We start from the raw sequence: 21,825 nt of genomic DNA on the forward strand, positions 1-21,825 counted from the left end.
GATGAGGATGGCAAAGGGCCTCTCTGCCTGTAAAAGAGGGGGCCATGCCCCCTCGTATCAACGGGTGATAGCGCTTGCTTAGCCGTGGGTATGGTCGCCACCGATGGCTTGATGCTGCTCTTTCATGGCGCGGATCCGGCTCGCCAGGGTGTAGAGACGGATGAAGCCTTCGGCATGGCTCTGGTCGTACACTTCGTCGGCACCGAAGGTGGCGAAGTCTTCGGAGTAGAGGCTGTTCGGCGACTTCTTCTGCACCGCGGTGACCTGACCCTTGTACATCTTCAGCACCACTTCACCGTCGAGCTCCTCGGCGATGGCGTTGGCGGAGGCGACAATGGCCTTGCACAGTGGGGTGAACCAGCGACCGTCATACACCAGGTGGGAGAACTCGGCACCCAGCTTTTCCCGCCAGGCGCGGGTCGGTCTGTCCAGTACCAGCTCTTCCACGGCGCGCAGTGCGGCAACCATCACGGTACCACCCGGGGTCTCGTAGCAGCCACGGGACTTCATGCCCACCATCCGGTTCTCGGTGATGTCGATCCGGCCCACGCCGTGCTTGCCGGCACGCTCGTTCAGGGTGGTCAGGATCTGGTGCGGGCTGAGCGGCTGATCGTCAACGGCGACCACTTCGCCCTTGGCCACGGTCAGCTTGACGTATTCCGGCTCGTTCGGGGCATCCTCTGCAGAGACGGTCCACTGCCAGACGGCTTCGGACGGCTCGTTCCAGGTGCTCTCCAGCTCGCCACCCTCGGTGGAGATGTGCCAGGCGTTGGCGTCGCGGCTGTAGATCTTCTTCAGGGTCGCCTTGCAGGGGATGTTGCGGGCTTCCAGATAGGCCAGCAGATCTTCCCGGGAACGCATGTCCCACAACCGCCAGGGGGCGATCACTTTCAGCTGGGGCGCCAGAGCAGCCACCGCCCCTTCGAACCGAACCTGGTCGTTGCCCTTGCCGGTGCAACCGTGGGAGATGGCATCAGCCCCTTCTGCCAGGGCAGCCTCGACCATCGCCTTGGCGATCACCGGACGGGCCATGGAGGTGCCCAGCAGGTAGGTGCCTTCATAGACGGCGCCGGTCTTCAGGGTCGGGTAGACATACTCTTTGACGAACTCTTCCCGCAGATCCTTGACGATGCACTTGACCGCGCCGGAGGCGATGGCCTTCTGCTCGATCCCTTCCAGATCGTCACGCTCCTGGCCCACGTCGGCGACGAAGGCGATGATTTCAGCGTCATAGTGCTCCTTCAGCCAGGGAATGATGGCCGAGGTATCCAGTCCGCCCGAGTAAGCCAGTACGATCTTGTTGATTCCGCTCATTTACTTCTCTCCGTGATGATTCGATAAAAAGGGGTGATTCCGGGTCGGTTGCCGGATTACTTCTGGCCCTGTCCGAACAGGGTCAGCAGCACGGCGTTCTGGATATGCATCCGGTTTTCTGCCTCATCCATGATGAGGGAGGCTGGGCCGTCCATGACCTCCGAGGTGATCTCCAGCTCCCGGTGGGCCGGCTGGCAGTGCAGCACGTGCTGGATGCCGGTCCGATCGAGCAGGGCCTGGTTGATCTGATAAGGCATGAAGATATCTTTTACCTGCTCCATTGGTGTGTTGTCACCCATGGAAACCCAGGTATCGGTATAAACCACGTCAAAGCCTTCGATATCCGCGACATCATCGCTGATATGTATGGTCGCGCCAGATTGAGCTGCCAGCGCCTGGGCCTGCAGGAAGATCTGGGTATCCGGGCCATGGCCTTTCGGGCAGACCAGGGTCACATCGGTGCCGAGGGTCGCCCCCAGCAGCAGCAGGGAGTGGCTCACGTTGTTGCCATCGCCGAGATAGGCCAGCTTCACCTTGGACAGATCGCTGTAGTGCTCGCTGATGGTCATGAAATCCGCCAGCCCCTGGCAGGGGTGGTAGAGGTTGCACAGGCTGTTGACCACAGGCACCGAGCCGAACTCGGCCAGCTCGACCAGGGTCTGGTGATCGAACACCCGGGCGACGATGGCGTCACACCAGCGGGACAGGTTGCTGGCGAAATCCTTCACCGACTCCCGCTTGCCGAGCGCCCCGTTCTGCTGATCCAGATAGACACTGTGACCACCCAGTTTGGCGATGCCGATGTCGAAGGTGACCCGGGTACGCAGGGAGGGCTTCTCGAACAGGGTGACCACGCTCTTGCCCGCCAGGGCCTGGCTGTATTTCTTCGGATCGGCCTTGACCGCTTTGCCAAGCGCCAGCAGCGCCTCGATCTGGGCCTTGCTTAAATCACTGTCTTTCAGAAGATGTTGCATCGGATTGTCCTTTTCCCGGTGGAGATCAGAGGGTGACCTGGGTGCCGACCGCGCCGCCAGCCAGCAGCTTGAGCAGCTGATCCGGGTAGCGCCAGCTGGCGACACAGACCGGCTTGCCCAGGGTTTCGGCGGCGTGCAGGGCGGCTTTCACCTTGACGGCCATGCCATCCGTGATAACTCCCTTCTCCATCAGGTCCAGCGCGCTCTGCTTGTCCAGTTGCGGCACCAGCTTGCCCTTGCCATCCAGAATGCCGCTCACATCCGACAGCATCACCAGATCGGCGCCCAGCGCTTCGGCGATGGCGGTGGCCGCCTGATCCGCATTGACGTTCATCATCTGTCCGTCGGCGGTAATGCCGATGGAGCTCACCACCGGCAGGAAGCCCTGCCCCAGGATGCCGGCCACCAGCGCCGGGTTGCCGGGTTTGCAGTCACCGACCGCACCGAGATCCGGATCGAGCTGGGTCACCTGGCACAGACCGCCGTCGGCGAGGCACAGACCCACAGCAGGAATGCCGGTGGAGATGGCCTTGGCCATCATCATCTTGTTGGCGGTCCCGGCCAGGGCACCGGCAATCACGGGGATCTGCTCGAACGGGGTCACCCGCAGGCCATTCTTCTTGGTGGAGGTCATGCCCAGCCCCTTGAGCAGGTCGTCCACCAGGCAGCCACCACCGTGCACCAGCACCAGAGGACGGTGCTGATCATCCAGGAAGGTCTTCAGGGTAGCGAACAGGGCAGTCAGGGCCTCGTCGTTCTCGATCAGGGCACCACCCAACTTGATTACCAGCGTCTGCTTGTCCATCTTCTCGATCCTTTCTTAAAGCGTTAAATCAGGCCGGTGGCCGGTTCAAAACCAAACTTGATATTTATGCACTGCATGGCTTGCGAGGCGGCCCCCTTGAGCAGGTTGTCGATGGCAGAAACCACCACCAGCATGTTGCCCTGCTGCTGCCAGGCGATGTCGCAGTAGGGCGTGCTCGCCACGCCGCGGATGGAGGGCATCTGGCCGGTGAGGCGTACCAGGGGCTTGCCTTCGTAGGCCTTGAGGTAGGCCTGATCCACCTGGGTGTGCGTCACCCCTTCCGCCAGTTGCACATAGATGGTGGCCAGGATGCCCCGCACATAGTTGCCAAGGTGAGGCTGGAACAGCACCTCCTTGCCAAGGTGGTGGCTGATCTCCGGCTGGTGCCTGTGATTGAAGGTGCCGTAGGGATTGAGGCTCACTTCGCAGAAACTGGTGTTGATGGCGGCCTTGCGACCGGCCCCGGAGACGCCGGAAACCGCATTGATGATGGGCTGCCACCCCTGGGCAATCAGCCCGGCCTGTTGCAGCGGCTTGAGGGCGCACAGGGAGGCGGTCGGGTAGCATCCCGGCACGGCAATCAGCTGGGCGACCTTGACGGCATCGGCATTCCACTCGGCCAGACCGTAGGCGGCCTGCTCCAGCCACTGCTCATTCTCGTGGGTGAAGCCGTAGAAGGAAAAGTAGAACTGCTGATCGTTGACCCGGAAGGCACCGGAGAGGTCGAACACCGGCAACCCCTTGGCCAGGAACTTGGGCGCGAGTTCCGCACTCACCTCGTGAGCAGTGGCCAGCACAACCAGATCGGCCTGGGTCAGGATCCGGGTCATGCCGTCTTCGTCCAGGGGCAGCAGCGGCTGATCCAGCTTGCCCACCCACTGGGGATGCAGGGAAGAGAAGCGCTTGTGGGCATCCTGGCTGCCGGCGGAAACATAGAGGCCGAACAGCTCGAGTTGTGGATGGTTCTGGACCAGAGCGGCCAGTTCGGCCCCCGCGTAGCCACTGGCACCGACGATAACGGTCTTAAGCATGTTTGAGTATTCCAAGTCTGGGTTCGAAATTCACAGCATGGTGCTGCGGTGCAAGGGGTCGGCTATCGCCCCTTTGATGCAACGAGTGCGGAGGGGCAATTCAGGCGGATATGCGTCGTCGGTTACAGATCAGGTGACAGAACATTAACTTTCCCTTACAACTAGAGGCCTTGTCGATGAGCACTCGAACAGAATATTCATGCACTCACTTTGCATTTGTATTTTCTAACAGAAACACTCCGGGGACGCAAGGAGGAGCTGATGGCCAAACTGGATTTTTTTTCACTTTATAAGAATATTATTGCGATTCCCTCTATCAGCAGTACGGATACTCGCTGGGATCAGAGCAACGAGGCGGTGATCCGGCTGCTGGCCGACTGGTTCGGCCAGCTTGGGTTCCAGTGCGAGGTCACGGCCCTGCCGGATCTGCCGGGCAAGTTCAACCTGGTGGCGACCTATGGTCAGGGAGAAGGGGGGCTGCTGCTCGCGGGTCACACGGATACGGTTCCCTTCGATGAAGGAGCCTGGACCAAAGACCCCTTCAAGGTGACCGAAGAGGGCAACCGCCTGTACGGGCTCGGCACCATCGACATGAAGGGCTTCTTCGCCTTTATCGTGGAAGCGCTCAAGGAAGTCGACCTCAAGACCCTGAGCAAGCCGCTGCGCATCCTGGCCACCGCCGATGAAGAGACCACCATGGCCGGGGCCCGCGCCATCGCCGCCGCAGCCGAACTCAAACCCGATTACGCGGTGATCGGCGAACCCACCGGGCTGGTGCCCGTGGTGGCCCACAAGGGCCACATGTCGGAAGCCATTCGCATCACAGGCCGAAGCGGCCACAGTTCGGATCCCGCCAACGGCGTCAACGCCATGGAGATCATGCACAAGGCCATGGGCCAGGTGCTCAAGCTGCAGCGGGATCTGAAGGAGAAGTACGCCGACCATCGCTTCGCCGTGCCCCAGCCCACCCTGAACCTCGGCTACATCCAGGGGGGCGACAGCCCGAACCGCATCTGCGGCTGCTGCGAGCTGCACATCGACATGCGTCCCACCCCGCAGGTGGGTCCCGACGAGCTGATGGGCATGCTGAAAGAGGCGCTCTCCCCCATCGAGATCCACCAGCCCGGCTGCCTGCACCTGCAGCACCTGCACGAACCCATTCCGGCCTATGCCTGCCAGGATGATTCCGAGCTGGTGCGGGAGGCGGAAAAGGCGAGCGGCCGGGCCGCCGAGTCCGTGAACTATTGCACCGAAGCCCCCTTTATCCAGCAACTGGGTTGCGAGACCATAGTGATGGGCCCAGGCCATATCACCCAGGCCCACCAGCCCGATGAATACCTGGATCTGTCGTTCGTCAAACCGACCACGGCGGTGCTGCAGCACCTGATCCGGCGCTTCTGCGTCTAGCCAAATAGGGATGTAAGTAAGTTACATGACAGGCGCCTTGGGACAGGTGAGGGAAATACATGTTCTGAATCGGCTTGTTATTTGACCTTGCGCAGACAATCTGGGTAGATTGTCCCCCTAAGATGACGGAGCATATGTTGTAATCGCACAACAATAAGTGAGGTCGCCTCCCGCCTGGAAGGTCAGGAGGCACCAACAAAATAAGGATGTGGAATGAACGAAAAGTACGCCGCACTACGGGCCAACGTAGGCATGTTGGGCCAACTGCTGGGTAAATCCATCAAGGATCATCAGGGGCAGGCCTTCCTCGACAAGATTGAGACCATTCGCCAACTGGCCAAGTCTTCCCGCAAGGGGAACGAGGCAGACAGAGAGCGCCTGCTCGACACCCTGCGTACCCTCTCCGATGACGAACTGCTGCCCGTGGCCCGTGCCTTCAGCCAGTTCCTCAACCTGGCGAACGTGGCGGAGCAGTTCCACACCATCTCCCGTCGCTGCGAAGAGCAGGTCTGCACCCCGGACCCGCTGGAGCAGATGTTCGACAAGCTGAAAGCCTCCAACCTGTCCCAGGAGGCCATCATCCAGGCCGTGCGCGAGCTGGACATCGATCTGGTGCTGACCGCTCACCCCACCGAGGTGACCCGTCGTACCCTGATCCACAAGCACGTGCAGCTCAACGACTGCCTCGAGGCGCTGGAACTCTCCGATCTGCTGCCCCGCGAGCGGGACAAGATCCAGAGTCGCATCGAGCAACTGGTCAACCAGGCCTGGCACACCAACGAGATCCGCGAACAGCGCCCGACCCCGGTGGACGAAGCCAAGTGGGGCTTCGCCGTGGTGGAAAACAGCCTGTGGCCGGCCATCCCCGAATTCATGCGCAATCTGGACGAGCGCCTGCAACACCATCTGGGTGTGCGGCTGCCGCTGGACGCCGCGCCGGTCAAGTTCACCTCCTGGATGGGCGGTGACCGCGACGGCAACCCCTTCGTCACCGCCAAGGTGACCGCCGAAGTGCTGGAGCTGGGCCGCTGGATGGCGGTGAGCCTGTTCTACAAGGACATCAAGGAGCTTACCTCCGAGCTCTCCATGGCCGATTGCACCGACGCCGTGCGTGCCCGGGTCGGCGACAATCCCGAGCCCTATCGCGCCCTGGTGCGTGAGCTGCGCGAGCAACTGCGCGAGACCCAGGAGTACCTGACCGCCAAGGTACAGGGCCAGGCGAGCGAGAGCCGGGATCTGGTCAAGAGCACCGCCCAGCTGCGTGAGCCCCTGGAGCTCTGCTACCACTCCCTGCACGCCTGCGGCATGGGCAACATCGCCGACGGCATGCTGCTGGACGTGCTGCGCAAGCTGGCCTGCTTCGGCATCCACCTGGTCAAGCTGGACATCCGTCAGGATGGCGAGCGTCACGGCCAGGTCTTCTCCGAGCTGACCCGCTACCTGGGTGTGGGCGACTACGCCGAGTGGAGCGAAGAGGACAAGCAGGCCTTCCTGCTGCGCGAGCTGAACTCCCGCCGCCCCCTCATCCCGAGCGACTGGGATCCCAGTGCCGAGACCCGCGAGACCATCGACACCTGTCGCGTCATCGCCCAGCACGACCCCGATGCGTTCGGCATCTACATCATCTCCATGGCCGGTGCCCCATCCGATGTCTTGGCGGTCCAGCTGTTGCTGAAGGAAGCTGGCTGCAAGTTCCGCATGCCGGTTGCCCCGCTGTTCGAGACCCAGGAAGACCTGATGGCGGGCACCGCCGTGATGGAACGCCTGCTGTCGGTGGACTGGTATCGCGGTTACATCCAGGGCCGTCAGTACGTGATGATCGGCTACTCCGACTCCGCCAAGGATGCGGGCATGATGGCCGCTGGCTGGGCCCAGTACGCCGCCATGGAATCCCTGGTGGCGCTGGCTGAAGCCAACAACATCCGCCTCACCCTGTTCCATGGCCGCGGCGGTACCGTCGGCCGTGGCGGCGCCCCCGCCCATCAGGCGATCCTGTCGCAACCCCCGGGATCCCTGCGCGGCGGCCTGCGGGTCACCGAACAGGGGGAGATGATCCGCTTCAAGTTCGGCCTGCCGAAGGTGGCCATCCAGAGCCTGAACCTCTACACCAGCGCCGTGCTGGAGGGGAACCTGCTGCCGCCGCCCAAGCCGAAAGAGAGCTGGCGCGCCGTGATGGAGCAGCTGGCGTCTGTCTCCTGCGATCACTACCGCAGTATCGTGCGCGGTCACCCGGACTTCGTGCCCTACTTCCGTGCCGCCACCCCGGAGATGGAGCTCGGCAAGCTGCCGCTTGGTTCCCGCCCCGCCAAGCGCAAGCCCAACGGTGGTGTCGAGAGCCTGCGCGCCATCCCCTGGATCTTCGCCTGGACCCAGAACCGGCTGATGCTGCCGGCCTGGCTCGGCGCCCACAAGGGATTGCAACAGGCCATCGACGACGGCCAGAAGAGCGTGCTGGACGAGATGAGCCGCCAGTGGCCCTTCTTCCGCACCCGTCTCGAAATGCTGGAGATGGTGTTCCTCAAGGCCGACCTCTGGCTGGCGGAATACTATGACACCCGCCTGGTGCCGGAGAACCTGTGGGCACTCGGCAAGCAGCTGCGTCAGGAGCTTGCCGACTCCATCGAGGTGGTGCTGAAACTGCGCCCGCAGGGCGACCTGCTGGACGATCAGCCCTGGATCAAGGAGTCCATCAAGCTGCGCAACCCCTACACAGACCCGCTCAACGTGCTGCAGGCTGAGCTGCTCAATCGCTCCCGCAACCACCCGGAGACCCTGCACCCCGAGCTGGATCAGGCGCTGATGGTCACCATCGCCGGCATCGCCGCCGGCATGCGCAACACCGGCTGATCCCGGACCGTTGCAAACAAGGGCGCCCCGGCGCCCTTTTTCGTCCCTGCCGGGCACGGGGATCCCGATATTGCCGCCAGCACAGCCCCCTCTAAGGGAAAAAAACATCCACAACAATCAGGGCGCCATGATGGCGCCCTGTTTTATTTCGCGATATGGCCTCTCATCAGGATACCTGGTTGCGACCACGACGTTTTGCCTCGTAAAGTCGCTGGTCCACGCATTGAAGCCAGTCATCCATGCGCCTGTAACTCATCTGATAGGGTGTGAGCCCCACGCTGATGGTGACGGTGATCGCCTGGTGCTGGTACAGGAAGGTGTGCTGCTCCACCTGGTGTCGGATGCGCTCCATGATGGTGTGGGCCTCCTCCAGGGTCGTGCCCCGCAGCAGCAGGATGAACTCCTCCCCGCCAAAGCGTGCCACCAGATCCTTGCTGCGTACCGTCTGCATCAGGAGCCCCGCCAGCGACGCCAGCACGGCATCTCCGGCAAGGTGTCCATATACATCATTGATTTGCTTGAAGAAGTCGATATCTATCAAGGCCAGGCAGCAGGCCTCCCCTTCGGCGGGATGGTGCTGGACGTGATCCAGCAACACGTTTGCCTGCTGGAAAAAGCTGCTGCGGTTGGGCAGCTTGGTCAAGAAATCGTGCTCGGCGTTGAAGCGCAGCACCCGCTCCATGCGGCTGCGTTCATCCTCCAGGTTGCGGGCGTGGATAAGGGTGCCAAGGGCCGTGGTGAGGGGCTCGAGCAGGCTGACATGGGTCTCGTCAAAGCCACCCGGGCGGTTGGCCAGGGCGATCATGCCGATCGCCTCTCCCTTGTGGCGGATGGGAATGCCGAGGAAGCTCTCCAGGTGCGGATGACCACGGGGGGAGACACCGCGACTGGCTGGATGGCTCGGCAGATCGTTGCAGCACACCAGGGTATTGTGGGTCACCACGTGCCCAAACAGGTTGTCGAGCTTGCTGAAGATGAGCCCGCCCCGACTCTGGCGCTGCTGCTCATACCAGGCGTGGGTCGCCTCGTCCCAGGAGACATTGGAGATGGAGGGGACATAGAGACTGGGACGACCATCCTCGTACTGGATGATGCCGATGAAACCATAGGAGCTCTCGCTCACGCTCAGCAGCCGCTCGAAGACGGTGTCGCAGGCGGAGCCGAGATTGCGATCGAGCAGAAAACTCTGGTGCGCGGCCACCACGATGTCAAACAGCTGGCTCTGCTGCTCGACCCGCTGCTTGGCCATCACAGCCGAGGTAATGTCGTGCGCCAGCTTGACCACCCCCAGCAGGGTGCCGGCCTCGTCGCTCACGGGCATGTAGGTGGCATGGAGCCAGAGGGGGCTGCCACCTTGCCTGACCCGGCGAAACTCCCCCGACTGGATCTCGCCACCCAATACCTTCTGCCAGAAGAGATCATGCTCCGCCTGCAGATCCGGCGGCAACAGCATGAGATGGGACTGGCCCACCAGCGCTTCGGGGGGATAGCCCAGCATGTCGCAAAACAGGGGGTTGACCGACACCATGCGACCATCGAGATCGAACTCGACCATGCCATAGGCCCGATCAAGGGCGGTCAGCCTGGCAAGGGTCTCATATCGATCCATCGCGTCGATATCGCGAGCGCAAAGTGCTGTGGTATTCATGGCTACGATTCCTTTCGATCGCCGGCGCATTGCATTGGAATGCGGGGACAAGTGCCCAAATCATAGGATCCGGCACCCGGTTACGCTAACACAGGCCCCGATTGGGTGTGAAGACTGGTTCTTGCCACATCCGGCTCCCGGGCGCAGACTGTCTGGCCTTGCCACGGTTCGAGGAGACCCCATGACACCTGCCATCAACTTGCTGAAAAAGCTCAAGATCCCCTACAGGCTCTACCCCTACGAGTGTGAAGCCCACGACGACTTCGGCAAGCATGCCGCTACCCAGTTGGGTCTGCCCGAGGCGCAGGTGTTCAAGACCCTGCTCGCCCATCACGACAAGCAGGCGGTGGTGGCCATCGTGCCCTCCTCGGGCATGTGCAGCCTCAAGCAGCTCGCCAAGGCCACCGGGCTCAAGAAGGTGGAGATGATGAAGCCGGCGGAAGCCGAAAAGCTGACCGGCTACAAGGTGGGCGGCATCAGTCCCCTGGCCCAGAAGAAGCTGCTGCCCACCGTGCTGGACGACTCCGCCATGGCCTTCGACGAGATCCTGGTGAGCGGTGGCAAGCGGGGGCTCTCGGTCGGCGTGGCCCCCGGGGACATGGTTCGGCTGATGAACTGGATTGCGGCCCCCATAGGCGATCACCACGACTGAACAAACAAAAGAGGCGCCATGACTGGCGCCTCTTGCGTCTGGATGTCGGATCTGGCGCCTTGTGTGCGAAGGATACCCAAAGCCCCGGCACCGGAAACCGCCCCGTACCCGCGGGTGATCTGCCACCCTCAACACGCCGCAGAGCGGCAGGCGGCGGTCAGTTCGGAGAGTCGGCGACGCTGACGCCCGGCATGGTCGAAGTTGCCGTCCTCCAGCCAGCGCTCGAAGCACCCTTTCAGGACGGGCCACTCGCTGTCGATGACGGAGAACCAGGCCGTATCCCGGTTGTGTCCCTTGTCCACCCGCGCCTGACGGAAGGTCCCCTCATAGTGAAAGCCCAGGCGCAGGGCCGCCTGGCGCGAAGGCAGGTTCAGGGCATTGCACTTCCACTCGTAGCGCCGGTATCCCAGAGCAAAGGCATTGGCCATCATCAACACCATGGCCGCCGTCGCCAGCCGTGACTGCTGCATGGCGGGGGAGAAGTGCAGCCAGCCCACCTCGATGCTGCCCGCCAGGGGATCGATGCGCAGGTAGCTCGCCAGTCCCAGCGCCCGTCCGCTCCCCTCGTCGATGATGCCGTAGAACTGGGGATCCCGCTTGGTGGCCACCTCCCGCAGCCAGACCCCCATGGCGGCCTCGTCCGCGAAAGGGCCGCTGGTCAGGTAGGTCCACATGGCCCCGCTGTCGGCACCGAACGCCTGCCACATATCCCCCAGGTGGCGCTCGGGATCAAGGGGCTCGAGACGACAGCCCCAGCCATGCAGGGCGCGGTGGGGAGGGAACTCGGCGCCGCGCCATTCTGGCAGCGCACGCCCCAGAGGCTGCCTAAAGTCGTTGAAAAGGGCGGCACCGGGCAGGGAGGCGTCGCCCCCCTCATTGCAACGTTCAACAGGCACAGGCAATTCCCCCTTCCAGCAGCACTCCGGGCTCGCTGCCCGTGGCGACGGCGAAACCGTCCTGACGCCACCAGTGCAGACCCCCTATCAACTCCTTGACCTCAAACCCGAGGGACGCCAGCTTGTAGGCCCCCTGGGTCGAACCGTTGCAGCCGATGCCGTCGCAATAGCAGACATACACCAGGTTCCGGTCCAGTACCGCCGTGGTCGACGCCGTCATGGTCCTGTGGGGGAAGGAGATGGCGCCGGGAATGTGGCCCTCGGCATAGTGTGCGGGGGAGCGGGTATCGATGACCACGATGCCCGCCACCCCGGCCAGCAGATCGGCGGCCAGATCCGCCGGATCGGTACGAAACTTCAGTTGGGCCTCGAAAAAGGCGCTGGCTTCGGCGGCCCCTGCCACCCCTGTGCTCAATACATGACTCATCCTGAACGCTCCTGATGACTAGATGACGATCTCTGTGGTGACGACGGTGTTGACCGAGTTGGCGATGAAGCACTCCTCATGGGCCTGGTGGTGCAACTGCTCCAGATCGGCCAGAGCGGGCTCCCGCTCTCCCCCGAAGATCACCCTGGGACGCAGGGTGACCCGGGTCATGGCGAGGCGACCTTGCCCATTTTTCGCCATGATGCCGACCGCGTCGTCCCGGTAGCTCTCTACCCGATAGCCCGCCTTCGCCGCCAGCCAGAGGAAGGTGAGCATGTGGCAACTGGAGAGGGCCGCCACAAACGCCTCTTCCGGGTCCACATGTTCCGCCACCGAGTAAGGCAGCGGCACCACATGGGGAGAGGAGGAGGCCGGCACCCTGACCCCGCCATCAAACGCCCACTCATGGGCCCGGCTGTAACGCTGATCGACGAAGGGCTCATGCTCCCCCCGCTGCCAACTGATGGTGGCACTGTATTCCGACATGCAGACTCCTTGTGTTGCCAATCCGTGCCGCCTGCTGGCGCCACCCTGTGACCACCAATGTAGCGACAAAATGGCCTTGCCACGCCGACCAATTTTGCCAATATGGGCAGACCAATTTCATCGGGCCGCCACCATGACCATCCACCCCACCCGCTCTGCCCGTCGGTCGCCAGCCCCACAGCCGCGCCATGCCCTGCGGGCAGGATCCCTGCCTCGAAAGAGGCGCAACCCCCGCGCCAACGGGAGCACACCATGACCGTTCTGCCAACGCTCTTCGCCAGCCAGCAGCAAGGGGATCTGCCCCTGCACGAACAACTGGTGCGTACCCTGCGCGAGGCCATCCTGGCGGGCCACCTGCCCCTGCACAGCCGCCTGCCCGCCAGCCGTCTCCTGGCCCGGGATCTCGGTATCTCCCGCAGCACGGTGGAACTTGCCTATGGCCGGCTCGAGGCGGAGGGGTATCTGGTGCGCAAGGTGGGCGCCGGCAGCTTTGTCGCCCTGGCGGCGGTGCGCCCCGCGCCGCGCCCGCCCCAGTCAGCGGCGGGCCTCTCCCGTCGCGGTCAGGAGATGGCCCTGGGTGGCGCCTGTCACGACGTGCCCGAGGTGGGCACCACCTTTGCTTCCAGCCAGCCGGATCCCCGTCTCTTCCCCCAGGCACTCTGGGGTCGGCTGATGCAGCAACAGTGGCGCCAGCGCGCCAGCGACTGGATGAACTACGGGGATCCCCAGGGGCTTGGGGAACTTCGCGCCGCCATCAGCAGCTATCTGGTGCAGTCACGCGGCGTGGTGTGCGAGCCGGATCAGATCCTGATCCTCACCAGCTCCCAGCAGGGGATCCTGCTGGCGACCCAGTTGCTCATCGATGCCGGTGACACCGTCTGGGTGGAAGACCCCGGTTATCCCGGGGCTCGCACCGCCATGGAGAGCGCCGGTGCCCGGGTGCATCCGGTGCCGGTGGATGAAGAGGGACTCAACCCTCATGGGGATCATCCTGCGCCGCGCCTCATCTATTGCACCCCGGCACACCAGTACCCCCTTGGCGTCCCCATGAGCCTGCCCCGCCGCATGGCGCTGCTGGCCGAGGCAGAGCGTCACGGCGCCTGGATCCTGGAGGACGATTACGACGGGGAGTACCAGTATGATCAGCGTCCCCTGCCCGCCCTGCAGGGGCTCGACGGCCAGGGGCGGGTGATCTATGTGGGCACCTTCAGCAAGGTGCTGTTCGGCTCGCTGCGCCTCGCCTACCTGGTGCTGCCCAGGCCGCTGATGGACTCCTTCTGCCGCGCCCGGGCCGCCGTCGACGGCCACAGCAACCAGTTGCAGCAAGCGGTCACGGCAGACTTCATCCGGGGCGGGCACTTCGCCACCCACCTGCGCCAGAGCCGCCTCCTCTACCAGAGCAGACGGGATCTGCTGCTGGCGGAACTGGCCGAGCACTGCCCGGGGCTCACCCCCATCCACAGCGGTGCCGGCCTGCAGTGCGCCGTGCTGCTGCCCCCCGGTGGCGAGGTGCGCTGGACCGATGCCGCCAACGCCTGCGGGCTGGGGCTGCGCCATCTGGGCCAGTTCTACCTGGGCCCGCAGACGCTGGAAGGGTGGCTGCTCGGCTTTGGCTGCCTCGACAACCAGACGCTGCGCCAGCTATGTCGTCGCCTGGGTCTCTTGATGAAATCCGCATGACCCCCTTCTCAAGAGGTCAGATCTGCCAGAGCCTGATAGCGCTGTGTCGACGGGAATGGCCCGTCTATACTGGGCACAATCCCGTTGCCGAACCCGGTCAAGATGCATCGAATCCTGCTCCTTTTGCTCGCCCTCTCCCTCCCGTCCCTCACGATGGCGGCCACCCGCTTCACCCTGATCACCGGGGAAACCCAACAGGATGTCCGCATGAATTATTACCGGGCGGCGATGCAGCTGGCGCTGGAGAAAACACGGCCCGATTACGGCGACTATGAACTGCTCGACGCCATCAGGATGAACAAGGCGAGGATGCGGCTCGAAGTGCAAACGCCGGGCAAGAATGCCCTCTTCATCGTCGACAGCTGGCCCCAGGAGATCCCTCAACCCGGTGTCAGCCTGGTCCCCTTCCCCATCGATCTGGGCGTGCTCGGCTACCGGGTCTGTTTTGTCGGCAGCGCCCGTGCCCAGGCCCTGGCCGGGGTTCACACCCTGTCCCAGTTGCAGCAGTTCACGCAAGGGGTGGGCACAGGCTGGCGGGATGCCGACATCCTTCGCTACAACGGCTTCAGGGTGCAGGAGGTGGATAACTATGAGTCACTGTTTCGCCTGGTGGCCCGTGGCCGGATCGATCCCTTCTGCCGTGGTGCCAACGAGATATTGAGCGAGTGGAAAAACCACAGACCCGGCCTGCCGGGGCTGACCGTGGATAGCCATGTCGCCCTCTTCTATCCGCTCATCCACTCCCTCTATAGCCACGCCACCTACAGCAAGGAGCGCGAGCGCCTTTTGCGCGGCCTGCAACTGGCCTGGAAAGATGGCTCCCTGCAGCGCCTCTGGCGCCATCATTTCCAGCCTTCCCTGGTCTTTGCCCGGCTCGATTCACGCCAGATCTTCCGGCTGACCAACCCGCAGTTGCCCGACGAGAGCACCGACTACCGCGCCTATCTCTATGACCCGATGAGGGATGACTTTGGCATCGCTCCCTGACTGGCTCGCCGGTTCTCCCCTGTCAGGCAGGCTCCCCTTGCGCACTCTCTGCCTGGCGCTGCTGCTCTGGTTGCTGCCGACCTGCGTCATGGCCGCCCCCGGCAGCATTCGTGCCTGCATGGAGAACAGCGATTCGCCTCCCTGGTTGCTGATGTCCGGCGAGGGGATAGTGCAGTTCCACCTCAAGGAGGTGGCAAACCGGATCGGGCATCCCATCATTCTCACCCCCCTGCCCTGGAAACGCTGCCTCTCCCTCGTCAGCCAGGGCCAGCTCGATGCCGCCGTCAAGCTGAGCTACAGCGAAGAGCGTGCTCGCACCATAGGGGTCTACCCCATGCGACACGGGGCACCTGATCCCGCCAAGCGCCTGCTCACCGAGAGCTACAGCCTCTACCAGCCAAAAGGCGGACAGGTTCGCTGGGATGGCCGGCAGCTCGTCGCCCATGGCGTCATTGCGGCGCAGTCCGGTTTCTCCATCGTCGCCCAGTTGCAGGAGAGCGGTGTCAGGGTGGATGACTCCAGCAGGGAGCCACTGATCCTGCTCAAGAAGGTCGCGATGCAGCGCGCCGTTGCCGCCGCCCTGCAAACCGGGGTCGCAGAACGGACCCTGGCCGCCCACCCGCAGTTGCAGGCCACACTCGAGCGGATCACCCCTCCCCTGGTCGAAAAGCCCTACTACCTCATCTTCTCCCACCCCTTCCATCAGGCCCACCCCGATCTCAGCCAACAGGTGTGGGACGAGATTGAGGAGGTGCGACACTCCGCAGCCTATGCCCGCTTCGTCACAGGCATGGCGTCACCGGGGACCCCCTAACCCCAGACCCGCTCTTCAGCCCTGTTCGCGGCACAGGGCAAGCCAGGCCTCGGCGGTGCGGGAGAGGTAGCGATCCCCTGGCCAGATCACCCCGAGCCGCCAGCTCAGCTCCGGGGCCAGAGGGCGCAACACCAGGCCGTCCGGCGTCAGCCGCCGGCAGATGGGCTCCGGCAGGAAAGCGACCCCCATGCCGCTTCGCACCATGGCGGTGAGGAAGTCCCACTGGCTGCTGCGGGCCGCCACCTGAGGCACGAACCCGGCTTGCTCGCAGGCCTGCTCCAGCCGCTCGCTCAAGGTGAAGGCCTGGGTATAGAGCAGGAAGGGTTCGTCTCGCAGAGCCTCCAGCCGGATCTCGCCCCCCTCGCGCCAGCGGGGCAGGTCCGGTAGCACCACCCGGATGGGGTAACTGTCCAGATCCAGGGCGCAGAGGGCCCCCTCTTCCCTGGTCGGCAGCATGGTGATGGCGAGATCCAGCTCCCCCGCCAGCACCGCCTGCTCGATGCGCCGCCCGCCATATTCGACGATGGAGAGCTCCACACCGGGGTAGCGGCTGCGATAGGTACGGATGAGATCCGCATAGACATGACCCACCATGGGCGGGATGCCGAGGGCAAGACGCCCGGATTGCAGGCTCTGCAGATCCGCCAGCTCCGCCTCCAGCTGCTGCATCTCCGCCAGGATGGTCTGGGCCCGATTGAACAGCACCTGGCCGCTGTCGGTCAGGGTGAAGCGGCGGCCGACCCGGCTCAGCAGAGGCTGGCCTAGCTCCTCTTCCATGTTGCGGATCATTTTGCTGATGGTGGGCTGGGTGACGAACAGCTTTTCGGAGGCGCGGGTGAAGCTCTGCTCCCGCACCAGCTCGACGAAGTAACGCAGGGCTCGAATATCCATGGTGCTCTCTTGACGGGGATGGCTGGCTAAATCATGCCTCTTTGGCATGATTTTGATAATTTAAATTCATTTTTTGCAGGTTTGGTCCCTCTCTATACTGTGAGCAGGTTCACAGAAAGACGCTTGCCATGAAAACCCTCTGCCTTCGCTGGTTGCAAACCCCCTTCCAAATCGCCCTGCTGGCGGCCATCTGGTTGCTGGCCGACATCGCAGTGCGCACCTTGCACCTGCCCCTGCCCGCCAACCTCACCGGCATGTTGCTGCTGCTGGTCTGCATCCTGCTCGGGGTGGTCAAGGCCCAGTGGTTCAGTGCCGGGGCCCGCTGGCTGCTGGCGGAGATGCTGCTCTTCTTCGTCCCTGCCGTAGTGGCCGTGGTCAACTATCAGGAGCTGCTGCTGCAGGAGGGGTGGCGCATCATGGTGGTCCTGATCGTCAGCACCGTGCTGGTGCTCGGCACCACGGCGCTGGTGGTGGACAGGGTCTATCGCCTCGAGCTGAAGCTGGCCCGCCGGAGTCGCCGCCATGTCTGACACCCTGCTCGGCCTGCTCTGCTTCGCCCTGACCCTGCTCTTCTACTACGCCAGCAAGTGGCTCTATGGCAAAAAGCGCATCCTGCCCCTGATGCCGCTGCTGCTGGCCCCCACCCTGCTGGTGGCCGTGGTGATGTTGTTCCACATTCCCTACCGGGACTACATGGCCGAATCCCACTGGCTGCTCTGGCTGCTGGGCCCTGCCACCGTCGCCTTCGCGGTGCCCGTCTACGAGAATCGCCAGCTGATGCGCCGCCACTGGCTCTCCCTCTCGGTCGGGGTCGTGGCGTCCGTGGTGATGGCGGTGGGCAGCACAGTGCTGCTGGCCCGCTGGCTCAACCTCTCCGAGCTGTTGCAACGCAGCATGGCCATGAGATCCATCACCACCCCCTTCGCGGTGGAGGCGACCCGTTCCGTGGGTGGCAACGCCGATCTCACCGCCCTGTTCGTGGTGCTGACCGGCGTCATCGGCATGGCGGTGGGAGAAAGCGTGCTCACCGTGCTCGCCATCCGCAGCCGCCTTGGCAAGGGCGCGGGCTTTGGTGCCTCGGCCCACGGGGCCGGGACAGCCAGGGCCTATCAGATGGGCAACGAGGAGGGGGTGGTCTCCAGCATGGTGATGATGATCGCCGGCATGGCCACCGTGCTGCTCGCCCCCCTCCTGGGCCGGCTGTTCTGGTAACTCCGCTACCCGATAACAGAAGAGGCGCCCTGGGGCGCCTCTTCTCATTGCATCGTGTCACGCAGCCTCAGAGGCTGGCGCAGATCTGCCAGAGATCGTACTGGATGGCGGCGGCCGTCACTTCCCGGCCCGCTCCCGGCCCCTGGATCACCAGGGGGTTGGTGCGATAGCTGTCGCTCTCGATGGCGAACACGTTGTCGCAGGGCAAGAGGTTGGCAAACGGGTGATGGGGCTCCAGCGCCTCCAGCCCGACGCGGGCCTTGCCGTCGTGCTCGAAGCGGGCGACATAACGCAGCACCTTGCCGACCCGGCGCGCCCCCTCGAAGGCGGTCTGGATAGGGTCATCCAGCTCCTTGAGCCTGTCCATGAACTGATCCGCACTCACCTTGCGCAGGACCACCGGCACCAGGTTCTCCAGCTCGATGTCGGCGGAGTCGAGTTCGAAGCCCGCCTCCCGCGCCAGGATGAGCAGCTTGCGGCGCACATCCTGACCGGAGAGATCCTCCCGGGGATCCGGCTCGGTCAGGCCGTGTTGCCACGCCTCGTCCACCAGTTCGGAGAAGGGGCGAGTGCCGTCATACTGCTGGAACAGCCAGGAGAGGGTGCCGGAGAAGATGCCGGAAACCCCCTGGATGCGGTCACCGCTCTGACGCAGCATCTGGATGCTGGACTGGATGGGCAGCCCGGCCCCCACGGTGGCGTTGTAGCGCCACTGCACCTGATGGTCGCGGCAGGTCTGCTTGATGCGCTGGTAAAACTCGCTGTCGGCGGCACCGGCAAACTTGTTGGCGGCGATGATGTGGATGCCGAGCTGGGCAAAGTCCGGGTAGTAGCGGCTCACCGTCTCGCTGGCGGTCATGTCGAGCGCGATCAGGGAGTCAAAACTGTGCTGCTCCAGCTGGGAGAGCAGCTCCGGCCAGATGAGCGGCTTGGGATTGAAGTTGTCCTGTACCTTGAGGGGATCCAGCCCCTCTTCGTCCAGCAGCCCGCCCTTGGAGTCGAAGACCCCGTAGAGGGTGAGCGCCAGATTGAGCTCATGCTCGAGGCGCGCCTTCTCGCGGGCGTAGAGCCCCAGCCAGTGACCGCCGATATTGCCTTTGCCGAACACCACCAGCCCGACACGGGTCGGGCGGCTGAACAGGGCACTGTGCAGAGCGATGAGCAGCGGCTCCAGCACGATCTGGCGCAGCACGGCCACCAGGCTCAGGCCGTCTTTGGCCACCTGCACGAACTCGAGAGGCTGATCCGCCAGCAGCTGGTAGAAGCGATGGCACTGCTCGGCGTTGTCGGTGACGCCGGCCCCCACCAGGGCGACCAGGCTGAACCCCTCCTTCTGGATGAGGCCGGTAAAGTTGCCCTGCAACTGGAAGTCACGGAGCACCTCGAAGGCCCCTTGTGCCACCTCCAGGGTGTAGGCCAGACGCAGCACCCGCCGATCCGGCTGGCGCTGCAGGGTGAGCGGATGGAGGCGATGGCGGGCCAGATGGGCCTCGATGGCCGCCACTGTCTGCTCAAAGTCAGTCTGCGGCAGCACCTTGAGCTCGATGAGGGCTATCTGATCCACCGAGGAGACGATGCGGGCACCGCCGGAGCGGGGTGCACGGCGCAGGATGTGGGTGCAGCCTTCGTCCGGATTGTAGCTGCAGCGCAGAGTGAGGCGCTGACGGCTGTCGGCCACCGGCTGCAGGGTACGCGAATGCAGCACCGAGGAGCCCAGGCGCGCCAGCTCGTTGGCCTCGGCCAGGCTCAGGCGCTCCAGCAGACGCGCCTCTTTCACCCGGCGCGGGTCGGCACTGTAGACCCCGGCCACGTCGCTCCAGATGGTGGTGGACTCCCCGTCCGCCAGCGCCGCCAGGAGGCTGGCACTGTAGTCGGAGCCGTTGCGCCCCAGCAGCAGAGAACGCCCCTCCATGTCGGCGGCGATGAAGCCGGTCACCACGATGCGACCGGCGTGCTCGGCCAGGCGGGCCTTGAGCAGCTCGCTGGAGAGGGCGGTATCCACCTTGATGAGGGCGCCGTCTTCTGCGCGCAGGAAGCTGCGAGCATCGAGCCAGGCGGCCGCCTCACCCCGGCTGGTGAGCAGGGCAGCCAGCAGACGGGCGGACCACACCTCGCCAAAGGCGAGCAGGCCGTTGCGCTCGAAGCGGTCAAACTGCCCCTCCAGGGTCTTGGCGATCAGCTGCATGTCGTCCGTCAGTTGCTGGCTCAGATCGAGGTGAAGATCCCCTTCCAGCAGGCCGTCGATCAGGCTCTGCTGATAGGCGTGCAGGGCGGTGATGGCTTCGCCTGCGGCCTCATCCCCCGCTTCCGCCAGCTCCACCAGCTGGATCAGCCGGTTGGTGGTCTTGCCCGCGGCGGAGACCACCACCAGCTCGTTGCCCCCCACCTGTTGCTCGACGATGCTGGCGACCCGGCGATAACAGACCGGATCCGCCAGGCTGCTGCCGCCGAACTTGTGTACATGGCGCCGCTTGAAGACTGCCTCTGTTGCCACCACACACTCTCCTTGTTGTTGTTCCATTACTTCACCTGCTCTGCCTGTTGTGCCAACTGCGCCTGTTCAAACCCCTGGGCCAGATCGGCCACCAGATCCTCACCGTGTTCAATCCCCACCGACAGGCGCAGCAACTGGGCACTGATACCCGCCGCCTGCTGGGCCGCAGGGGTCATGGCCCTGTGGGTCATGCTGGCCGGGTGGGCCACCAGACTCTCCACCCCGCCGAGGGACTCCGCCACCGAGAAGAGGCGCAGTCCCGCGAGGAAGGCGCGCAGCCCCGTCTCGTTGCAATCGAGCTCAAAACTTAGCATGGCGCCAAAGCCGGACTGTTGACGGCGCGCAATGTCGTGGCCCGGATGGCTCGGCAGGCTGGGATGATAGATCCGCTTGACCAGCGGCTGCTGCTGCAAGAAGGCGAGGATGCGATCCGTGTTCTCCTGATGGGTGCGCAGGCGCGGGGCCAGGGTGCGCAGGCCCCGCAGGGTGAGGTAGGAGTCAAAGGCACCGGAAGTGAGCCCCAGGCAGTTGGCCCACCACACCAGGGAGTCGGCAAGAGCCTGATCCTTGGCGATCGCCACCCCCCCTACCACGTCGGAGTGGCCGTTGATGTACTTGGTGGTGGAGTGGACCACCACGTCGGCACCAAGGGCCAGGGGCTGTTGCAGCAAGGGGGAGAGGAAGGTGTTGTCCACCACCACCTGGGCCCCCACCTCGTGGGAGGCCTCGGCGATGGCGGCGATGTCCACCACCCGCAGCAGCGGATTGGAGGGGGTCTCCACCCACACCAGTGCGGGTTTCTGGGCCAGCGCGGCGGCCAGCGCCCCCTCGTCTCCCTGATCCACGAACTGCACCTGGTAGTGGCCCTTGGCCGCCAGATACTCGAACAGGCGCCAGGTACCGCCGTAGCAGTCGTGGGGGGCGATCAGCAGATCCCCCGCCTTGAGCAGAGCCGTGGTCACCAGGTGAACGGCCCCCATGCCGGTGCCGGTCACCACGGCGCCGGCCCCCCCTTCCAGGGCCGCCAGGGCATCCGCCAGATTGGTGCGGGTCGGGTTGCCGGAGCGGGCATAGTCGTATTGACGGGGCTCGCCAAAGTCGGCAAAGGTGTAGTTGCTGGAGAGGTAGATGGGGGGCACCACGGCACCGTGCTGCGTATCTGTCTCAATCCCGGTGCGTACCGCCAGGGTGGCCTTGTGGGTCATGTCACTCTCCTTGATGGGTTGCCGGAGCCGGTCCGCCTCGTGGGTCGTCCAGCCC

19 protein-coding genes are annotated in these 21,825 nt (G+C 64.1%); 8 read left to right on the forward strand and 11 right to left on the reverse strand.

Features of this window, described 5'->3' with window-relative positions:
* Positions 1–78: 78 nt before the first annotated feature.
* Genes C3F36_RS06940 through argC form a run of 4 tightly spaced genes read right to left on the reverse strand, consistent with a single transcriptional unit; the run spans position 79 to position 4,124 of the window.
* Positions 79–1,314 (reverse strand): argininosuccinate synthase, encoded by a 1,236-nt coding sequence (locus C3F36_RS06940; RefSeq protein ID WP_010675687.1) that lies wholly within the window; start codon positions 1,312–1,314, stop codon positions 79–81.
* A 56-nt stretch (positions 1,315–1,370) separates the two neighbouring features.
* Positions 1,371–2,288 (reverse strand): ornithine carbamoyltransferase, encoded by a 918-nt coding sequence (locus C3F36_RS06945; RefSeq protein WP_010675688.1) that lies wholly within the window; start codon positions 2,286–2,288, stop codon positions 1,371–1,373.
* A 25-nt stretch (positions 2,289–2,313) separates the two neighbouring features.
* On the reverse strand, positions 2,314–3,093 hold the full coding sequence (gene argB / locus C3F36_RS06950; RefSeq protein WP_010675689.1) for an acetylglutamate kinase: 780 nt from the start codon (positions 3,091–3,093) through the stop codon (positions 2,314–2,316).
* Between the two features lie 23 nt (positions 3,094–3,116).
* Positions 3,117–4,124 (reverse strand): N-acetyl-gamma-glutamyl-phosphate reductase, encoded by a 1,008-nt coding sequence (gene argC / locus C3F36_RS06955; protein ID WP_104454781.1) that lies wholly within the window; start codon positions 4,122–4,124, stop codon positions 3,117–3,119.
* A 261-nt stretch (positions 4,125–4,385) separates the two neighbouring features.
* On the opposite strand from argC, the gene argE reads away from it, so the two are divergent.
* Together argE and ppc are read left to right on the forward strand one after the other, a co-directional pair.
* Positions 4,386–5,531 carry an acetylornithine deacetylase gene (gene argE / locus C3F36_RS06960; RefSeq protein ID WP_052815516.1) on the forward strand — a complete coding sequence of 382 codons (1,146 nt, stop codon included), beginning with the start codon at positions 4,386–4,388 and terminating at the stop codon, positions 5,529–5,531.
* A 213-nt stretch (positions 5,532–5,744) separates the two neighbouring features.
* Positions 5,745–8,378, forward strand: a complete 2,634-nt coding sequence (gene ppc / locus C3F36_RS06965; protein ID WP_010675692.1) for a phosphoenolpyruvate carboxylase — start codon at positions 5,745–5,747, stop codon at positions 8,376–8,378.
* Positions 8,379–8,544: 166 nt separating this feature from the next.
* Here ppc and C3F36_RS06970 read toward each other — a convergent pair whose 3' ends face one another.
* Positions 8,545–10,026 carry a GGDEF domain-containing protein gene (locus tag C3F36_RS06970; protein ID WP_104454782.1) on the reverse strand — a complete coding sequence of 494 codons (1,482 nt, stop codon included), beginning with the start codon at positions 10,024–10,026 and terminating at the stop codon, positions 8,545–8,547.
* A gap of 181 nt (positions 10,027–10,207) precedes the next feature.
* Between C3F36_RS06970 and ybaK the strand changes: the two genes are divergently transcribed.
* Positions 10,208–10,678, forward strand: a complete 471-nt coding sequence (gene ybaK, locus C3F36_RS06975) for a Cys-tRNA(Pro) deacylase (protein ID WP_104454783.1) — start codon at positions 10,208–10,210, stop codon at positions 10,676–10,678.
* Positions 10,679–10,806: 128 nt separating this feature from the next.
* Here the strand turns inward: ybaK and C3F36_RS06980 are convergent, their stop codons facing one another.
* From C3F36_RS06980 to C3F36_RS06990, 3 genes are read right to left on the reverse strand one after another with little or no spacing between them, the layout of a single operon-like run.
* A complete protein-coding gene (locus tag C3F36_RS06980) occupies positions 10,807–11,574 on the reverse strand; it encodes a GNAT family N-acetyltransferase (RefSeq protein WP_233759723.1) in 768 nt (255 codons plus the stop codon).
* Positions 11,564–12,001 carry a rhodanese-like domain-containing protein gene (locus tag C3F36_RS06985; protein ID WP_069651919.1) on the reverse strand — a complete coding sequence of 146 codons (438 nt, stop codon included), beginning with the start codon at positions 11,999–12,001 and terminating at the stop codon, positions 11,564–11,566. Before C3F36_RS06985 ends, C3F36_RS06980 begins: the two co-directional genes overlap by 11 nt.
* An 18-nt stretch (positions 12,002–12,019) precedes the next feature.
* Positions 12,020–12,487: an OsmC family protein gene (locus C3F36_RS06990; RefSeq protein ID WP_042014799.1), complete on the reverse strand. Its 468-nt coding sequence runs from the start codon at positions 12,485–12,487 to the stop codon at positions 12,020–12,022.
* A 252-nt stretch (positions 12,488–12,739) separates the two neighbouring features.
* Here C3F36_RS06990 and pdxR point away from each other — a divergent pair, with 252 nt between their 5' ends.
* The 3 genes from pdxR to C3F36_RS07005 all read left to right on the forward strand — a co-directional run bounded on the left by pdxR (position 12,740) and on the right by C3F36_RS07005 (position 15,968).
* Positions 12,740–14,167 carry a MocR-like pyridoxine biosynthesis transcription factor PdxR gene (gene pdxR, locus C3F36_RS06995; protein WP_104454784.1) on the forward strand — a complete coding sequence of 476 codons (1,428 nt, stop codon included), beginning with the start codon at positions 12,740–12,742 and terminating at the stop codon, positions 14,165–14,167.
* Between the two features lie 102 nt (positions 14,168–14,269).
* Positions 14,270–15,154, forward strand: a complete 885-nt coding sequence (locus C3F36_RS07000) for a hypothetical protein (protein WP_233759724.1) — start codon at positions 14,270–14,272, stop codon at positions 15,152–15,154.
* Positions 15,138–15,968 (forward strand): substrate-binding periplasmic protein, encoded by an 831-nt coding sequence (locus C3F36_RS07005; protein ID WP_223933103.1) that lies wholly within the window; start codon positions 15,138–15,140, stop codon positions 15,966–15,968. Before C3F36_RS07000 ends, C3F36_RS07005 begins: the two co-directional genes overlap by 17 nt.
* Positions 15,969–15,983: 15 nt before the next feature.
* Here the strand turns inward: C3F36_RS07005 and C3F36_RS07010 are convergent, their stop codons facing one another.
* The gene (locus C3F36_RS07010) at positions 15,984–16,859 is read right to left on the reverse strand and encodes a LysR family transcriptional regulator (RefSeq protein ID WP_104452251.1); all 876 of its coding nucleotides are present in this window, start codon (positions 16,857–16,859) and stop codon (positions 15,984–15,986) included.
* Between the two features lie 128 nt (positions 16,860–16,987).
* On the opposite strand from C3F36_RS07010, the gene C3F36_RS07015 reads away from it, so the two are divergent.
* The gene (locus C3F36_RS07015) at positions 16,988–17,389 is read left to right on the forward strand and encodes a CidA/LrgA family protein (RefSeq protein WP_039040574.1); all 402 of its coding nucleotides are present in this window, start codon (positions 16,988–16,990) and stop codon (positions 17,387–17,389) included.
* A complete protein-coding gene (locus tag C3F36_RS07020) occupies positions 17,382–18,071 on the forward strand; it encodes an LrgB family protein (protein ID WP_010675703.1) in 690 nt (229 codons plus the stop codon). Before C3F36_RS07015 ends, C3F36_RS07020 begins: the two co-directional genes overlap by 8 nt.
* Before the next feature lie 67 nt (positions 18,072–18,138).
* Here the strand turns inward: C3F36_RS07020 and C3F36_RS07025 are convergent, their stop codons facing one another.
* Together C3F36_RS07025 and metB are read right to left on the reverse strand one after the other, a co-directional pair.
* Positions 18,139–20,592: a bifunctional aspartate kinase/homoserine dehydrogenase II gene (locus C3F36_RS07025; RefSeq protein WP_103858796.1), complete on the reverse strand. Its 2,454-nt coding sequence runs from the start codon at positions 20,590–20,592 to the stop codon at positions 18,139–18,141.
* Positions 20,592–21,770: a cystathionine gamma-synthase gene (metB, locus tag C3F36_RS07030; RefSeq protein WP_052815522.1), complete on the reverse strand. Its 1,179-nt coding sequence runs from the start codon at positions 21,768–21,770 to the stop codon at positions 20,592–20,594. Before metB ends, C3F36_RS07025 begins: the two co-directional genes overlap by 1 nt.
* Between the last annotated feature and the right edge of the window lie 55 nt (positions 21,771–21,825).

This window comes from Aeromonas sp. ASNIH2 (assembly GCF_002934795.1).
Lineage (GTDB): Bacteria > Pseudomonadota > Gammaproteobacteria > Enterobacterales > Aeromonadaceae > Aeromonas > Aeromonas caviae.

Coding starts and splice junctions, on each gene's coding strand:
- C3F36_RS06940 (WP_010675687.1), bottom strand. CDS start 1,314: ATGAGCGGAATCAACAAGATCGTACTGGCTTACTCGGGCGGACTGGAT.
- C3F36_RS06945 (WP_010675688.1), bottom strand. CDS start 2,288: ATGCAACATCTTCTGAAAGACAGTGATTTAAGCAAGGCCCAGATCGAG.
- argB (WP_010675689.1), bottom strand. CDS start 3,093: ATGGACAAGCAGACGCTGGTAATCAAGTTGGGTGGTGCCCTGATCGAG.
- argC (WP_104454781.1), bottom strand. CDS start 4,124: ATGCTTAAGACCGTTATCGTCGGTGCCAGTGGCTACGCGGGGGCCGAA.
- argE (WP_052815516.1), top strand. CDS start 4,386: ATGGCCAAACTGGATTTTTTTTCACTTTATAAGAATATTATTGCGATT.
- ppc (WP_010675692.1), top strand. CDS start 5,745: ATGAACGAAAAGTACGCCGCACTACGGGCCAACGTAGGCATGTTGGGC.
- C3F36_RS06970 (WP_104454782.1), bottom strand. CDS start 10,026: ATGAATACCACAGCACTTTGCGCTCGCGATATCGACGCGATGGATCGA.
- ybaK (WP_104454783.1), top strand. CDS start 10,208: ATGACACCTGCCATCAACTTGCTGAAAAAGCTCAAGATCCCCTACAGG.
- C3F36_RS06985 (WP_069651919.1), bottom strand. CDS start 12,001: ATGAGTCATGTATTGAGCACAGGGGTGGCAGGGGCCGCCGAAGCCAGC.
- C3F36_RS06990 (WP_042014799.1), bottom strand. CDS start 12,487: ATGTCGGAATACAGTGCCACCATCAGTTGGCAGCGGGGGGAGCATGAG.
- pdxR (WP_104454784.1), top strand. CDS start 12,740: ATGACCGTTCTGCCAACGCTCTTCGCCAGCCAGCAGCAAGGGGATCTG.
- C3F36_RS07000 (WP_233759724.1), top strand. CDS start 14,270: ATGCATCGAATCCTGCTCCTTTTGCTCGCCCTCTCCCTCCCGTCCCTC.
- C3F36_RS07010 (WP_104452251.1), bottom strand. CDS start 16,859: ATGGATATTCGAGCCCTGCGTTACTTCGTCGAGCTGGTGCGGGAGCAG.
- C3F36_RS07015 (WP_039040574.1), top strand. CDS start 16,988: ATGAAAACCCTCTGCCTTCGCTGGTTGCAAACCCCCTTCCAAATCGCC.
- C3F36_RS07020 (WP_010675703.1), top strand. CDS start 17,382: ATGTCTGACACCCTGCTCGGCCTGCTCTGCTTCGCCCTGACCCTGCTC.
- C3F36_RS07025 (WP_103858796.1), bottom strand. CDS start 20,592: ATGGAACAACAACAAGGAGAGTGTGTGGTGGCAACAGAGGCAGTCTTC.
- metB (WP_052815522.1), bottom strand. CDS start 21,770: ATGACCCACAAGGCCACCCTGGCGGTACGCACCGGGATTGAGACAGAT.